16 protein-coding genes are annotated in these 15415 nt (G+C 63.2%); 10 read left to right on the top strand and 6 right to left on the bottom strand.

Annotated elements, in window-relative coordinates; translation table 11 throughout:
• Positions 1-120 precede the first annotated feature (120 nt).
• The 3 genes from ABY403_RS05265 to ABY403_RS05255 all read left to right on the top strand — a co-directional run bounded on the left by ABY403_RS05265 (position 121) and on the right by ABY403_RS05255 (position 4414).
• Positions 121-1767: an electron transfer flavoprotein-ubiquinone oxidoreductase gene (locus ABY403_RS05265; RefSeq protein ID WP_372839619.1), complete on the top strand. Its 1647-nt coding sequence runs from the start codon at positions 121-123 to the stop codon at positions 1765-1767.
• Between the two features lie 96 nt (positions 1768-1863).
• Positions 1864-3588, top strand: coding sequence for a tetratricopeptide repeat protein (locus ABY403_RS05260; protein WP_372839617.1), 1725 nt, complete (start codon positions 1864-1866; stop codon positions 3586-3588).
• Positions 3578-4414 (top strand): 4-(cytidine 5'-diphospho)-2-C-methyl-D-erythritol kinase, encoded by an 837-nt coding sequence (locus ABY403_RS05255; RefSeq protein ID WP_372839616.1) that lies wholly within the window; start codon positions 3578-3580, stop codon positions 4412-4414. Before ABY403_RS05260 ends, ABY403_RS05255 begins: the two co-directional genes overlap by 11 nt.
• Here the strand turns inward: ABY403_RS05255 and ABY403_RS05250 are convergent.
• Positions 4411-5412: a polyprenyl synthetase family protein gene (locus ABY403_RS05250; protein ID WP_372839614.1), complete on the bottom strand. Its 1002-nt coding sequence runs from the start codon at positions 5410-5412 to the stop codon at positions 4411-4413. The genes ABY403_RS05255 and ABY403_RS05250 overlap by 4 nt on opposite strands.
• Before the next feature lie 60 nt (positions 5413-5472).
• Here ABY403_RS05250 and ABY403_RS05245 point away from each other — a divergent pair, with 60 nt between their 5' ends.
• The 3 genes from ABY403_RS05245 (at position 5473) to ABY403_RS05235 (ending at position 6719) form a co-directional block, all read left to right on the top strand.
• A complete protein-coding gene (locus tag ABY403_RS05245) occupies positions 5473-5685 on the top strand; it encodes a DUF2007 domain-containing protein (protein WP_372839613.1) in 213 nt (70 codons plus the stop codon).
• Entirely contained in the window at positions 5685-6461 is a 777-nt protein-coding gene (locus tag ABY403_RS05240; RefSeq protein ID WP_372839612.1) for a tRNA1(Val) (adenine(37)-N6)-methyltransferase, read from the top strand. The genes ABY403_RS05245 and ABY403_RS05240 overlap by 1 nt, the downstream gene beginning before the upstream one ends.
• Positions 6462-6551: 90 nt before the next feature.
• Positions 6552-6719, top strand: a complete 168-nt coding sequence (locus ABY403_RS05235; RefSeq protein ID WP_372839610.1) for a YdcH family protein — start codon at positions 6552-6554, stop codon at positions 6717-6719.
• A 3-nt stretch (positions 6720-6722) separates the two neighbouring features.
• Here ABY403_RS05235 and ABY403_RS05230 read toward each other — a convergent pair whose 3' ends face one another.
• The 5 genes from ABY403_RS05230 to ABY403_RS05210 form a co-directional block, all read right to left on the bottom strand.
• Positions 6723-7580 carry a DMT family transporter gene (locus ABY403_RS05230; RefSeq protein ID WP_372839608.1) on the bottom strand — a complete coding sequence of 286 codons (858 nt, stop codon included), beginning with the start codon at positions 7578-7580 and terminating at the stop codon, positions 6723-6725.
• A 60-nt stretch (positions 7581-7640) separates the two neighbouring features.
• Positions 7641-8366 carry an acetoacetyl-CoA reductase gene (gene phbB / locus ABY403_RS05225; protein ID WP_372839606.1) on the bottom strand — a complete coding sequence of 242 codons (726 nt, stop codon included), beginning with the start codon at positions 8364-8366 and terminating at the stop codon, positions 7641-7643.
• Positions 8367-8464: 98 nt separating this feature from the next.
• On the bottom strand, positions 8465-9640 hold the full coding sequence (locus tag ABY403_RS05220) for an acetyl-CoA C-acetyltransferase (protein WP_372839604.1): 1176 nt from the start codon (positions 9638-9640) through the stop codon (positions 8465-8467).
• A 154-nt stretch (positions 9641-9794) separates the two neighbouring features.
• Positions 9795-10634 (bottom strand): EAL domain-containing protein, encoded by an 840-nt coding sequence (locus tag ABY403_RS05215; protein ID WP_372839603.1) that lies wholly within the window; start codon positions 10632-10634, stop codon positions 9795-9797.
• Between the two features lie 182 nt (positions 10635-10816).
• Positions 10817-11383: a TlpA disulfide reductase family protein gene (locus ABY403_RS05210; protein ID WP_372839602.1), complete on the bottom strand. Its 567-nt coding sequence runs from the start codon at positions 11381-11383 to the stop codon at positions 10817-10819.
• Between the two features lie 272 nt (positions 11384-11655).
• Between ABY403_RS05210 and ABY403_RS05205 the strand changes: the two genes are divergently transcribed.
• From ABY403_RS05205 to lysA, 4 genes are all read left to right on the top strand, one after another.
• Complete coding sequence (locus ABY403_RS05205; RefSeq protein ID WP_372839600.1) at positions 11656-12192, top strand: DUF2087 domain-containing protein; 537 nt, start codon at positions 11656-11658, stop codon at positions 12190-12192.
• 83 nt (positions 12193-12275) lie between these two features.
• Positions 12276-13676: an argininosuccinate lyase gene (gene argH / locus ABY403_RS05200; RefSeq protein WP_372839599.1), complete on the top strand. Its 1401-nt coding sequence runs from the start codon at positions 12276-12278 to the stop codon at positions 13674-13676.
• Positions 13673-13831, top strand: coding sequence for a hypothetical protein (locus ABY403_RS05195; protein ID WP_372839598.1), 159 nt, complete (start codon positions 13673-13675; stop codon positions 13829-13831). Before argH ends, ABY403_RS05195 begins: the two co-directional genes overlap by 4 nt.
• A 177-nt stretch (positions 13832-14008) precedes the next feature.
• Positions 14009-15274, top strand: coding sequence for a diaminopimelate decarboxylase (gene lysA, locus ABY403_RS05190; protein ID WP_372839597.1), 1266 nt, complete (start codon positions 14009-14011; stop codon positions 15272-15274).
• The last annotated feature ends 141 nt before the right edge of the window (positions 15275-15415 follow it).

Here is a 15415-nt window from a genome sequence, read left to right as displayed (position 1 = left end):
CACCCGACTGCGCTGATTTTGCGCGGCGCTTCCGTTTGGTCTCGATTGCTTGGGCCTGTCAGGTAAGCTAGGCAAGTACGCATAAGTACAGTCCGCACGATATGCCGGAAGGAGCCAGCCATGACGACAATTGAACGCGAGTCGATGGAATACGACGTGGTAATCGTTGGCGCAGGGCCCTCTGGCCTTTCGGCCGCGATCCGGTTGAAGCAGATCGACCGCGATCTTAGCGTCGTGGTGTTGGAAAAAGGCTCCGAGGTTGGCGCGCATATCCTTTCGGGCGCAGTGCTTGACACCAGCGGGCTTGATACGCTGATCCCCGACTGGGCAGAGCGCGGCGCACCGGTGAAAACCCGCGTCACGCGCGACGATTTTCTGCTGCTTGGCCCCGCAGGCCAGATGCGCATCCCGAACTGGACGTTGCCGCCGCTGATGTCAAACCACGGCACCTACATTGTCTCGATGGGCAATGTCTGCCGCTGGCTGGCAAGCGAGGCCGAGGCGCTGGGCGTCGAGATTTTCCCCGGCATGGCGGCAAGCCAACTGGTGATGGAGGGCGAGCGCGTCGCTGGCGTGGTCGCGGGCGAGTTTGGCCGCGAGGCCGACGGCAGCATTGGTGCAAGCTACGAGCCCGGCATGGAGCTGCGCGGCAAATACGTTCTGCTGGCCGAAGGTGTGCGTGGCAGCCTCGCCAAGCAGGTGATCGAAAAATACGATCTGTCCGCCGGGCACGAGCCGCAGAAGTTTGGCCTTGGCATGAAAGAGATCTGGGAGATCGACCCGGCCAAGCACCAGTTGGGCCGCGTCACCCACACGATGGGCTGGCCGCTGGGTGGTAACGCAGGTGGCGGCGGCTTTATCTACCACGCCGAAGACAACCAGATTTATATCGGGTTTGTGGTGCACCTGAACTACGCAAATCCGTGGGTTTACCCCTACATGGAGTTTCAGCGGATGAAGCACCATCCGATGATTGCCGAGCTGCTGGAGGGCGGCAAGCGCGTGGCCTATGGCGCGCGCGCAATCAGCGAGGGCGGCTGGCAATCGATCCCCAAGGTAAGTTTCCCCGGCGGGGCACTATTGGGATGTTCGGCGGGGCTTGTGAACGTGCCGCGCATCAAGGGCAACCACAACGCGATGCTTTCGGGCATCGAAGCGGCAGAGGCCGTGGCGGAGGCGATTGCGGCCGGGCGTGCGGGCGACGAGCTTGTGGCTTACGACGCCACGCTGCGCAGCGGTCCGGTGGCCCGCGACCTCAAGCGCGCGCGCAACATGAAGCCGCTTTGGGGCAAGTTCGGCATGTTGGCGGGCCTTGGGCTGGGCGGAATTGACATGTGGGTGGCCAACCTGACCGGCTGGAACCCGCTTGGCTCTGTTCGGCATCGCAAGAACGACGCGGCAACAACCGGGGTGGCGGGCAACTATGCTCAGATCGAATATCCAAAGCCTGATGGCAAGCTGAGCTTTGACCGGCTGACCAACGTCGCCTTTTCGGGCACCAACCACGAGGAAAGCCAGCCTTGCCATCTGCATCTGGCCGATCCGGCGGTGCCGATCGAGGTGAACCTGCCGACCTATGCTGAGCCTGCGCAACGGTATTGCCCGGCGGGGGTCTACGAGGTGATCGAGGCCGAAGACGGGCCGCGCTTCCAGATCAATTTCCAGAACTGCGTGCACTGCAAGACTTGCGACATCAAGGATCCGAGCGAGAACATCACTTGGACAACGCCGCAAGGTGGCGACGGGCCGAACTACCCGAACATGTAACGCTTGCGCGAGGCGCGCGGCCCAGCCGCGCGCCGTGCATTGCGCGGATGCCGTGCCACCGTTAGGCTTGCCCTCATGCCTCAGAGGAGCCGCATTTTGCCCCGTTTCGCCGACCGCTTTCTGCCAGCGCTGCTTGCGCTTTGTCTTGCCACATCGCCACAGTCAGCCACGGCGCAAGCCAGCGTCGATTTCGCCGGGCCTTTTCTGGCCGCGCGCGCAGCCGAATCCGCAGGCGATTTTGCCGCTGCCGCTAAATATTCGCTGCTGGCACTGAACGCCGACCCTGAAAACCTGTTCTTGCAGGAAGATGCGCTGCTTTCGCAGGTGGCGATGGGAAATATGGAGACGGCGCTGCCGCTGGCGAAGTCCATGCAGGCCGAGGCGCATGGCAGCCAGATTGCCTCGTTGGTGCTATTGGCCGATGCCGCGGCGCGCGCCGATTATGCAGGCGTGCAGGCGCTGGTGGCTGCGGGCACCAACACCGGGCCACTGCTTGATGGGTTGATTCAATCCTGGGCCTATGTCGGCAGCGGGCAGGTGGGTGCGGCGCTGGAAGGGTTCGATGCGCTGATCGCGAATGACAGCTACGCGGCCTTCGGGCTTTACCACAAGGCGTTGGCGCTTGCGAGCGTGGGCGATTTCGAGGGGGCCGATGCGATCTTGTCGGGTGCGGAGGCGGGGCCGCTGCAAGCGACGCGCCGCATGGTCATCGCGCAGCTTCAGGTGCTTAGCCAGCTAGACCGCAACGCCGACGCGCTGGAGATGATCTTGGCTCTGTTCGGCCCCGACCCTGACCCCGAGCTTGCCGCCCTGCGGGCGCGGCTTGAGGCAGGCGAGACGCTGCGTTTCACGCAGATTGAATCGGCGCAAGACGGGTTGGCGGAAGTGTTCAGCAGCGTTGGCGCAGCGCTTGGTGCTGAAAACACTGACATTTACGCGCTGTCTTATGCGCGGCTCGCGCTTCACATGCGCCCCGATGTTTCCGATACGGTGCTATTGGTGGCGGGCTTGCTGGAGGCATTGAACCAACCTGCGCTTGCCAGCACCGTCTACGCCCAGATCTCGCGCGATGATCCGGCCTATGTTGCCGCCGAGGCGGGCCGCGCCGCAGCCCTTTTTGCGGCCGATCAAAGTGATGAGGCGGTCGCGGCGCTTGTTGCGCTTTCGAGCGAATATCCCGAAATCGCTGCGATCTGGAGCAAGCTTGGTGACATGCAGCGTCGGCTGCAACAGTTCGAGGATGCGGCGGTCTCTTATGACAAGGCGCTGGCTCTCTTGGGCGAACCGCAGCCCGATCAGTGGTTTCTCTACTACGCGCGCGGAATGGCCAATGAGCGAGCAGGCAACTGGGCGGGTGCCGAGGCCGATTTTCGCGAAGCACTGAATCTTAGCCCCGATCAGCCGCAAGTGCTGAACTACCTTGGCTATTCTTATGTCGATCGCAACGAGAACCTTGACGAGGCGCTGGCGATGATCGAGCGCGCGGTGGCGGCTGTGCCTGAGGACGGTGCGATCGTGGATAGTCTTGGCTGGGCGCTCTATCGGCTTGGCCGCTATGAAGAGGCCGTGGCACCGATGGAAAAGGCGACCCAGCTTATGCCGGTGGATTCGCTGATCAACGACCATCTGGGCGATGTCTATTGGGCCGTCGGCCGCCAGCGCGAGGCAGAGTTCCAGTGGCGTCGTGCGCTTTCCTTCGAGCCCGATACCGAGGCCGAAGCCGAGCGTATCCGCCGCAAGCTTGAAGTCGGGTTGGATGCAGTGCTTGCCGAAGAGGGCGCCCCGCCCCTACGCGCCGTGACCGCCGCAAATGGCAATTGAAGAAGCTGCCCCCGCCAAGGTCAATCTGACGCTGCACATCACCGGGCAGCGTGCTGACGGCTATCATCTACTCGACTCGCTGGTGGTCTTTGCCGAGGTTGGCGACCGGCTGACGTTTGCGCCCTCTGATGATCTTAGCCTTGCGATCAGCGGGCCGCTGGCGGCGGGCGTGCCCACGGCGGGCGACAACCTTGTGCTGCGGGCGGCGGCGGCCTTGGGCGGCGGCGGGGTCGCGATCACGCTGGAAAAACATTTACCGATGGCTGCGGGGCTGGGTGGCGGCTCGTCTGACGCCGCGGCGGCCATGCGCGGCCTTGCGCGGCTATGGGGCCGGGCTTTGCCCGCAGTAGGCACTGTGGCGCGGCTGGGCGCTGACTTGCCGGTCTGCCTAGATCCACGCCCGCAGCGCGTGCAGGGCATTGGCGAGGTGCTTTCGCCGGCCCCCCCCTTGCCTCCGCTGTGGCTGGTGCTGGCAAACCCAGGCGTAGGGCTGGCCACTGCGGCAGTTTTTGCGGCGCTGGCCGAAAAGACCGGGCGCGCGATGCCCGCGGCTCTGCCGCGCTGTGGCTCGGCTGCGGAACTGGCGACGTTTCTGAGGATGCAGCGCAATGACCTCGAAGCCCCGGCGCAGCAACTCGCGCCGGTGATCGGCACGGTGCTGGGGGCGCTGGCGGCGCAATCGGGTTGCCTGATCGCGCGAATGTCTGGGTCGGGTGCCAGTTGCTTTGGCCTGTTCGCAGACCCGCTGCACGCAGCGGCCGCGGCGCGTGCCATTTCTGCCGCGCATCCGGCCTGGTGGGTGCGCGATACGGCGCTTGCCACTTAGGCGGTGCGCGCGACCACGTAGTCGGCCAGATCCGCCAGCATCTCGCGCAAGGGATGCGGGGGGAGTGCTGCAAGCGCGTCGCGTGCGTTACTGGCATAGCGCTGCGCCTCGGCGCGGGTGGCGGCAAGCGTGTCATGCCGCGCCATTAGCGCCATTGCGTGGTCAAGATCGCCCTCGCGCTGAACGCCCTTCTCGATGACCCGCGCCCAGAACTCGCGTTCGGTCGCATCGGCCTTGGCAACCGCCAGAATGACCGGCAGCGTCAGCTTGCGCTCGCGGAAGTCATCGCCCGTGTTCTTGCCGATCACGCCCGCTTCGCCTGCGTAATCGAGATAGTCATCGACCATCTGAAAGGCCACGCCAAGCGCATCGCCATAGGTGAACAGCGCGCTGATCTGGGCGGCACTTGCCCCCGCGATCACTCCGCCCACCTCGGTTGCAGCAGAAAAAAGCGCGGCGGTCTTGCCGCGGATTACCTGAAGATAGGTATCCACCGTCGTGCGCAAATCCTGTGCTGCGGTCAGTTGCAGCACCTCGCCTTCGGCGATCACCGCCGAGGCATTGGCGAGAATGTCGAGCACGCGCATGTTGCCCGTTTCGGTCATCAACTGGAACGAACGGGCAAAGAGGTAATCCCCCACCAGCACGCTCGACTTGTTATCCCAAAGCAGGTTGGCGGTCGGGCGGCCACGGCGCTGGCGGCTTTCATCGACCACGTCATCGTGCAGAAGTGTGGCGGTGTGGATGAACTCGACTGTCGCGGCCAAGTGCAGATGATAGGGGCCTTCATAGCCGCAAAGCCGTGCCGCTGCGAGCGTAAGCATCGGGCGCAAACGCTTGCCCCCCGCCTCGACCAGATGCGCGGTCACCTCTGGGATGCGCGGCGCGTGCTGGCTTGCCATACGCTCGCGGATCAGCAGATTTACCGCGTTCATGTCTTCGGCCAGTGCTACGGCCAGCCGGTCGTGCGGCTTTGCTGCCTTTTGCGTCTGCTGCATTAGCGCCCCTTATTCCGGTCAGCCTCGACAGGGCGAGGATTCGTACCTAAGTCTGTATGCATGAAAGAGCTTATGCGCACCACTGACCCGGTGAAACTTGCTATCGCTTCTGCCCTACTCGACGGCGAGGGTATAGCTGCGTTTCAGATAGACGTCCACATGAGCGTATTGGAAGGCAGTATTGGCATATTGCCGCGCCGCCTGATGGTTGCCGACTCGGATCTGGACAAAGCGCGCAAGGTTTTGACCGACAACGAGATCGGTGACAGCTGATGTTTGCGGCCGATGCGCTTTCTGACGATGCGTTTTTGGGGGGCAAGTTAAGCATCTTGCAGCCGCGCTTCGGATTTCGGGCGGCGATGGATGCGGTCTTGCTGGCTGCGGCCTGCCCGGCGGTGCCCGGCCAATCGGTGCTAGAGCTGGGCTGTGGCGCGGGCGCGGCCAGCCTGTGCCTTGGGGCGCGGGTGCCGGGGTTGCGGCTGACCGGGTTGGAATTGCAATCCGATTACGCGGCGCTTGCGCGGCAGAACGCTGCGCGTTCGGGGCAGGAGTTTGAGATTATCGAAGCTGATCTGGCCGCGCTGCCTGCGCAGGTGCGTGCGCGCCGCTTTGACCATGTGCTCGCCAATCCGCCCTACTTTGCCCACCCCGGCGCTGCCGCCGCTGATGCGGGGCGCGAAACGGCGCAGCGCGAAGCGGCAACGCCCTTGGCGGTTTGGCTGCAAACTGGGCGCAAGCGTTTGCTGGATGGCGGCCAGATGACGGTGATCTTACGCGCAGACCGCTTGCCTGATGCGCTTGCGGCGCTTCCGCCCGAGGCGGGCAGCGTTATGGTTCGCCCGATCATCGCGCGCGAAGGGCGCGAGGCGGGGCGGGTTCTAGTGCAGTTTCGCAAGTGCGGACGCGCCCGTTTCAGACTGCTTTCGCCTTTTCAATTACATGCGGCACCGCAGCATTTGCGCGACGGCGAAGACCTGACACCCGCCGCCCGCGCGATCCTGCGCGACGGTATGTCGCTGGATTGGCCGACGCCGGGTGGGCGATCATGAAAACGTGACGTGGCGTTGGCGGCAGGGCGTGACAGCGCCGCAGGAATGTGATGCTATCGGTTTAAAGACCAGCAGAAGAAGGAGACGGCCATGACAGTCGATGCCCATATCGAAGAGCTGCGCAAGAAGCACGAAGCGCTTTCGGCAGAGGTCGAAGACGCGCAGCGCCACCCGGGCTCCAGCGATCTTGAAATCGCCGAACTGAAAAAGCAAAAACTGAAATTAAAGGAAGAAATACAGCGCCTTACGCATGAATAAGCGCTAATTGCGGGCGGCGCGCGCAGCCAGTGCCGCGCCGCCTGCGATCAACCCCGCAGCGATGATCAGCGTGGCTTGCGCCTCGGCTACTCCAGCAAGCACCAGCGCCAGTGTCGAAAGCAGCGGAGCCGCATAGGCGGCGGTTCCCAAAAGCTGGATATCGCCGCGCTTGACCCCGATATCCCACGTGTAAAACGCAAGCCCCACAGGCCCAAGGCCAAGCGCCGCAATCGCTGCCCAACCCGCCGCATCCGCTGGCCAACGGGTGGTTTCCAGCAGCAGATGCGCTGGCAGCGACAGCGTCGCCGAGGCAAGGCAGAACACCACAACTGCCGCTGTTGGCACCGCGCCCAACCGCCGCGAGATCAGCGAATAGCCTGACCACGTAAAGGCGCAGAGCAACGCCAGAATGTGCCCGGCTTGCAGCGCCCCGCCTACGCCCCGCCCTGCCGCCACGATCAGCGCGGCACCGCCGAATGCCAGCACCGCGCCCGCCACATGCCCGCGCGCCAGCCGCTCACCGGGCAAAAGCGCGGATAGCAGCACGATCAGAAGCGGCCAGAGGTAGGCAATCAGCCCGGCCTCGGCGGGGGGTGCTGCGCGCAGGGCGCTGAAGTAGAGAAAATGATAGCCAAAAAGCCCCGCGGTGCCGAAGGCATAGACCCGTAGCGGCACCTTGCCCAGTTGGCCGATCCGGCCTGTCGCCAGCAGCCAGATCAGCCCGGCGCCACCACCGATGCCAAAGCAGAGCGCATTGAGCAAAAGCGGTGGAACCGGTGCGGTGCCGACCGTGAACAGCGCAAGCAGCGACCAGAGCACGACTGCTGAAAACCCGGTTGCCGTTGCCTGATTGCGCGTCATGCCTTGCCCCATGCGAAAGGCCCGCAAGATGCGGGCCTTTGCATTTCTTGCCAAGCGGAATCAGACGACGAATTGCCCGCCGTTGGCGGTAAGCGTGGAGCCGGTGATGAAACCCGCATCATCGGCGGCCAGAAACACTACGCAGCGCGCGATTTCCTCTGGTTCGCCCAGCCGACCAACGGGAATCTGCGGAATGATCCGCTCGGCCAGAACCTTGGGGTCGATGGCGCGCACCATTTCGGTGCCGATGTAGCCCGGGCAGATCGCGTTTACGGTGATGCCCGCGCGCGCGCCTTCTTGTGCAAGCGCCTTGGTAAAACCAAGATCACCTGCCTTGGCGGCGGAATAGTTGGCCTGCCCGGCTTGGCCCTTTTGGCCGTTGATCGACGAGATGTTGATGACGCGGCCAAACTTGCGATCGCGCATACCGTTCCAGACTGGATGGGTCATGTTGAAAAGGCCCGAAAGGTTGGTGTCCATCACCTCTTTCCACATCTCGGGTGTCATCTTGTGAAACATCGCATCGCGGGTGATGCCTGCATTGTTGACCAATACGTCAATCGGGCCGAGGTCAGCCTCGACCCGGGCAATGCCTGCGGCACAAGCTGCGTAATCGGCGACCGACCATTTGTAGGCAGGAATGCCGGTTTCGGCGGTAAACTTGGCCGCCGCTTCGTCATTGCCTGCGTAATTGGCGGCCACCTCGTAGCCTGCGGCTTTCAGCGCCACCGAAATGGCTGCGCCGATTCCGCGCGTGCCGCCCGTCACCAATGCTACTCTCGACATTTTCCCTCCAGAAAACGATCCCTGTTGAAATCCTGTTACCGAAAATAAAGGGGGCGCGCAACATTGTTGCGCGCGCCCTTGAAGCATTTGGCGAAATGTCAGGCCCGTTCAAGGCACATCGCAACACCCATGCCGCCGCCAATGCAAAGCGTGGCGAGGCCCTTGTTCGCGCCGGAACGCTGCATTTCGAACAGAAGCGTGTTGAGGATGCGCGCGCCCGAGGCACCGATCGGGTGGCCGATGGCGATGGCGCCGCCGTTCACGTTGACCTTGGCGGTATCCCAGCCCATGTCCTTGTTCACCGCGCAGGCCTGTGCTGCAAAGGCCTCGTTCGCTTCGATCAGGTCGAGGTCGGCGGCTTTCCAGCCTGCCTTTTCCAGCGCCTTGCGCGAGGCAAAGATCGGGCCGACGCCCATGATCGAGGGGTCAACCCCGGCGGTGGCGTAGGACGCGATGCGCGCCAGCGGTTTCAGCCCGCGCCGCAGCGCCTCGGCCTCGCTCATGAGCAGCACCGCAGCGGCCCCATCGTTGATGCCCGACGCGTTGCCAGCGGTGACCGTGCCTTCCTTGATGAACGCGGAGCGAAGCTTTTGCATCGATTCGAGCGTGGCACCGTGGCGGATGTATTCATCGGCGCTGACCACGATATCGCCCTTGCGGGTCTTAACCGTGAAGGGCGTGATCTCATCGGCGAACTTGCCTGCTTTTTGCGCGGCTTCGGCCTTGTTCTGGCTGGCCAGCGCGAAGGCGTCCTGCTCATCACGGCCGATCTGCCACTGACGCGCTACGTTTTCGGCTGTTTGGCCCATGTGATAGCCGTTGAAGGCATCCCAAAGCCCGTCCCGGATCATCGAGTCGATGAAGTTCAGATCGCCCATTTTCTGCCCGGCGCGTAGATGCGCGACATGGGGCGAAAGCGACATGTTTTCCTGCCCGCCCGCAATCACGATGCTGGCATCGCCCAATTGCACGTGCTGGGCCGCCAGCGCCACGGCGCGCAGGCCCGAACCGCAAACCTGGTTGATGCCCCACGCCGCCGACTCGATCGGAAGGCCCGCCTTGATATGCGCTTGGCGCGCCGGGTTTTGGCCTTGGCCAGCGCCTAGCACCTGACCAAGGATCGTTTCGCTGACCTCGGCCTTGTCGATCCCGGCGCGGGCCACCACCTCGGTCAGCACGGCGGCACCTAGGTCATGTGCGGGCGTGTTGGCGAATGCGCCGTTGAAGCTGCCAACGGCTGTGCGAGCCGCCGAAACGATTACGACATTGGTCATGAATCCCCCCTCGATTGCAGATAACCGATTGTGGGGCACGCTGTGTCTGGCAGGCCCCTTTGCCGCTGTGCAGCATGCGCAAAGATATGGGCGGGTCAAGCCTAATGGTGGTGCGCGCGCCGCCTTGCGCAATAATCTTGCGCGGCTTCCCGCCTTAGGCGCGCATTTCTGCAACTGGCGCTTTCCACGGCGGCACGATGGTTGGTGCGCCAAAATAGTAGCCCTGCATGCAGTCGATGCCGAGGCTTTGCAGAAACGCCGCATCGCGCGCGCTTTCAACGGATTCCGCGACCGTGAACATATCGAAATGCCGCGCGATAGACATCAGCGCCTGTGTCAGTACCTGATTGTCTGCATTGTCGGCGATGCCACGAATGAACTGGCCATCGATCTTTATGATGTCGAAGAAAAACTCGCGCAGGTATCGAAACGAGGTGAAGCCCGCGCCGAAATCATCAAGCGCAAAGGAAACGCCGCGCTGTTGCAGGTCTTGCATGAAGACTGTGACGAGATCTGGCATCACCATTGCCGAACTTTCGGTGATTTCCAGAATTAACCGCTCCGCTGCGGTATCGTCTAGCTGAAGCCCGCGGTTAAGCGTTTTCATCCAGTTCGGATATCCAATTGAACGCGCCGACATGTTGATGGCCAGCCGAATACCGGGGTCTTCGGCCAGCGCGATCAGCCCCATTTCCAGCGACAGGCAATCAATCTTGCGGCCAAGTTCAGTTGTTTCGATCGTTTCGATGAAATCTCTGGCCGGAATGATCCGCCCAGTTTCATCAAGCAGCCGAATCAGCCCTTCGTAGAACGCCGGGCGATCAGGGCGCGACGATTGCACGATGGGCTGGAACGCCAGCACGACATCGCGCCGCTCAACCGCCCGGCGCACCATGGACATGGTTTCACGATCACGGAGCGCAACCGCGTGGTCGAGTGGGCTGACCAGACCCGGCTCGACCGGCTCAGCCGGTGGAAGATCGCGCTGATACATGACCGCCTCCTTCGTGCTTCGCCGCAATTTCGCCGCGAAGCCGCTAAGAACAGGTAAAAAAGCGCGATTACTTCAAATTGCACAGAACTTGCGGAGCGCGGGCTTTCGCCCTGCGCAAAATAACCCTGCGCGCGGGTGCTGGCGCGGGGTTCTGGCCGTGGGTTCGGGTTTGGCGCGCCGAATTAGTTGGTGGGCGCGGGCTTGCCCTCGGCTACGAGTGCGGCCAGCAGCGCCTGTGCCTCGGGGCCATCCCATTCGGCATCGCCGATCATTCGCCCGATCTCGCGCCCTTCGCGGTCGATAATCAGCGTCACTGGCAAGCCCATGATACCCAACTCGCGCGAAAGCCTCTGGCGCTCATCGCGCAAAATCTGAAGTTGCGTCACGTTCGCTTCCGCAAAGAACTTTTCGATCGCGGGCATCGAGTTGCGCCCGGTGGCCACCGTTAGCACCTGAAAATCGTCGCTGCCCATCGCGCCCTGCAACCGGTCCAGCGAAGGCATCTCGACACGGCAGCTAGTGCACCATGTCGCCCAGAAGTTCACCACCAGCACCTTGCCGTGCCATTCTGCGATGCTGCGCTTGGCACCGGTATCGTCCAGAAGTTCCGCCTCGGGCAAAAGAACAGCAGGCGCGGTAATCGCTAGCTTTTTCATGTCACCCTGCCGGAGCGGTTCGAGGTCAAGCGCAAAGGCACCGCTTGCGGTTAGCGACAGCGCGGCGATGGCAAAGTAGCGAAGCAGGGACATGGCATTCTCCTTGGGGCGGACACTCAAGGATTTAACCCGTCTGACCCAGCGGCGATAGCCACCTCACCAACTCGTGCGCAGCAGCGAGGGGCTTGAGAAGGGCGGCGTTTTGCGGCAATTTGCGCACAGGGTCAGCAGTTCACCCAGGCGTCACCGGGCCAAATGGTCAGCTAAACCTGCGCTTTTGCACAAGGGTCATCTTTGTCCCCCCGTGCCGCGTCGAAAGCCGGTGACCATCGACCCTGAGGCCCCGGCACGAGACGAGGACCGAAATGACACGAACTGCATATCCATTTGAAGTTGCAGATATTTCTGCATTGGCAAAGGCGCTGGTGCGGCAGCTATCGGAATCAGCCGAGCCACCCGGCCATCTGACGATGCTCAACATGCTGGCGCGCGGTGCGGGCTGGCGCAACTATCAGCACTTTCGCGCCAGCCAAAGTGCAGAGGCATCGCTTGCCACACCCGCTGAAAGCGATGCCGCTGATTTCACGCAAGTTGAGCGCGCCCTGCGGCAGTTTGACCCTGCGGGGCGGTTGATCCGTTGGCCTTCGCGCACCAGTCAGGTTGCGCTATGCCTCTGGCCACTTTGGGCAAAGCTGCCCGCCGAGATTTCGATGACCGAGCGCGAGGTCAGCGAAAGGCTTAACGCGTGGCACCTGTTCGGCGATGCCGCGCAGGTGCGCCGCACCATGGTCGGTGAAAAAATGCTGACGCGCAAACCCGATTGCACGGACTATCGGCGGGTAGAACAGCGCCCGCCGCCCGAGGCGTTGGCGCTGATCCGCGCCTTGTCTGCGCGCGCCTAGCACAAACAGTCGCGCGGGATTTGCGCGTGCGGCCCGCGCCGTGTATGCCTCGGCGCATCAGATATTGCGCCGAGGCCCCACCGATGACCGATTCCGCCGAAACCCAATCGAACGCCATGTGGGGCGGGCGCTTTTCCGCCGGACCAGATGCGATCATGGAGGCGATCAACGCCTCGATCGGCTTTGACCAACGCCTTTATGCGCAGGATATTCAGGGAAGCCGCGCTCACGCGGCCATGCTGGCGGCGCAGGGGATCATTTCAGCCGCCGATGCCGAGGCGATTCGGGATGGGCTGCTGAATGTGCTGAGCGAGATCGAGGCAGGCGCGTTTCCTTTCCGCGTTGCACTTGAAGACATTCACATGAACGTCGAGGCGCGGCTGAAAGAGATAATTGGCGAACCTGCCGGGCGGCTGCATACGGCGCGCAGCCGCAACGATCAGGTCGCAACCGACTTTCGCCTTTGGGTGCGCGATCAGTGCGATGCGGCGATCAAGGGGCTAGAGGCGCTGATGCGCGCCGCTCTGGTGCAGGCAGAGGCGGGGGCGGGCTGGGTGATGCCGGGCTTCACGCATTTGCAGACCGCACAACCGGTGACATGGGGCCACCACATGCTCGCCTATGTCGAGATGTTCGCGCGCGACCGTAGCCGTTTTATCGACGCGCGCGCGCGGATGAATGAATGCCCGCTGGGGGCCGCAGCGCTGGCGGGGACCTCGTTCCCGATCGACCGGCAGGCAACCGCAGCGGCGCTGGGCTTCGATAGGCCTATGGCCAACAGCCTTGATGCGGTATCCGACCGCGATTTCGCTTTGGAGTTTCTGGCGGCCGCGTCGATCTGCGCGATGCACCTGTCGCGGCTGGCCGAAGAGTTGGTGATCTGGTCTTCGGCGCAGTTCCGCTTTGTGGCGCTGTCTGACCGCTGGTCCACCGGGTCGTCGATCATGCCGCAAAAGCGTAACCCTGACGCGGCCGAGCTGATCCGCGCCAAGATCGGGCGGATCTTGGGGGCGACGGTGGCGTTGTTCACCGTGATGAAGGGGCTTCCGCTGGCCTATTCCAAGGACATGCAGGAAGATAAAGAGCAGGTCTTTGACGCCGCCGATACGCTGATGTTGGCTTTGGCGGCAATGGAGGGGATGCTGGGTGATCTGACCGTCAACCGCGCCAATCTGGAAGGCGCGGCTTCCAGCGGATTTTCCACCGCCACGGATCTGGCCGATTGGCTGGTGCGCGAGGCGGGGCTGCCATTTCGCGATGCGCACCATGTTACCGGCACGCTTGTGGCGCTGGCCGAGTCGCGGGGCTGCGATCTGCCCGCGCTTAGCCTTGGCGACATGCAGGCGGTGCATCCGGCGATCACCGAATCGGTCTTTGAGGTGCTGGGGGTGCACAATTCGGTTGCGTCGCGGCGCAGCTATGGTGGCACCGCACCCGATCAGGTGCGCGCGCAGGTGGCGCGCTGGCAAGAGGTGTTGGGATGAAAAGGTTGCTTCGCCCCCCGCTGCTGCTTGTGCTGCTGGCGGGGTGCACTGACCCTGCGCTGCACGCGCGCATCGAAATGGATGCTGACGGCGCGCGGATCCAGCCAGAACTGACAGGACAAGTCGGCGCACTGACCGTGGGTTTCGTGCCATGAGGCGGATCGTGTTGCTGGCTGTTTTGGTGTTGGTGCAAGCCGCCTGCGGTGTCGATGGCGCGCCGCAGCCGCCCGGAACAGTCGCCGCCGCCGCCATTTCCAAGTGATAAACGGAGCTTTCATGCCGCCCGCCCAACCGATTAGCCGATTTCCGGCCACCCTCAGAAGGGTGCGCTGATGGACCATTTTCTCTTTCGCGAAGGCGTGCTGCACGCTGAAGATGTCGCTATTCCAGACATCGCGGCGGCGGTTGGCACGCCATTCTATGTCTATTCCGCGGCCACGCTGACGCGCCATTACCGCCTGTTTTCCGAGGCGCTGGCGGGGATGCCGCACCTCATCTGCTTTGCGGTAAAGGCCAACGGCAATCTTGCCGTGCTGAAGCTTCTGGGAGATCTGGGCGCGGGCATGGACGTGGTGTCGGGCGGCGAATACCTGCGCGCACGCGCCGCTGGCGTGCCGGGTGATCGCATCGTGTTTTCCGGTGTCGGCAAGACGCGCGATGAATTGCGGCTGGCGCTTGAAGGCGGCATCCGGCAGTTCAACGTGGAAAGCGAGCCAGAGTTGCACGCGCTTTCCGCGATAGCTGCCAGCATGGGCCTTCGCGCACCGGTGGCGCTGCGGGTCAACCCCGATGTCGATGCCCGCACCCATGAAAAGATCGCCACCGGCAAATCCGAAAACAAGTTCGGCATCCCGATTGCCCGCGCGCGGGCGGTTTATGCCGAGGCGGCGGCGCTGCCGGGCATCAATGTGGTCGGGGTAGATGTGCACATTGGCAGTCAGTTGACCGAGTTGGAACCCTTTCGCCAAGCCTTTGGCAAGCTGGCCGACCTCGTGCGCGCGCTGCGGGCCGATGGCCATACCATTACGCGCGTCGATTTGGGCGGCGGGCTTGGGATTCCCTACACCCGCTCGAACGAAGCACCACCGCTGCCGCTCGACTATGGGCAAGTGATTCGCGAGACCGTGGGGGATCTTGGCTGCGAGATCGAGATAGAGCCGGGGCGGCTGATCGCGGGCAATGCGGGGCTGCTGGTTGCTTCGGTGATCTGGCTGAAACAGGGCGAGGGCAGGCGGTTTCTGATCGTAGATGCGGCGATGAACGATCTTGCGCGGCCCTCGATGTATGGCGCGCACCACGACATCGTGCCCGTTATCGAACCTGCGGCAGGTGCCGAGATTGCGGATTTCGACGTGGTCGGGCCGGTTTGCGAAACTGGCGACACCTTTGCCAAGGCGCGCCCTCTGCCTGCGCTGGCCGAGGGCGATCTGGTGGCCTTCCGCTCTGCCGGGGCCTATGGCGCGGCGATGGCGTCGGAATACAACGCCCGCCCCCTTGTGCCCGAGGTGCTGGTGCAGGGGGATCACTTCGCTGTCATCAGGGCAAGGCCAAGCTATGAGGAAATGCTGGGCCGCGATAGTATTCCCGAATGGCTTTGAGACAAAGGCGCGCCAGCGGAGAGTGAGATGAGGCAAACCCGCAGCCCGGTAGAACAGGCGTTGCGGCGGTTGCGGCTTCCGCTTGCCTTGACTTGGGCGGGGCTTGCGCTTGAACGCGGCCTGCGCGCCTTCTGGCCACTT

The sequence above is a fragment of the Phaeovulum sp. genome, from assembly GCF_041596715.1.
Lineage (GTDB): Bacteria > Pseudomonadota > Alphaproteobacteria > Rhodobacterales > Rhodobacteraceae > UBA6213.
This window is presented reverse-complemented; position numbering and strand designations above follow the sequence as displayed.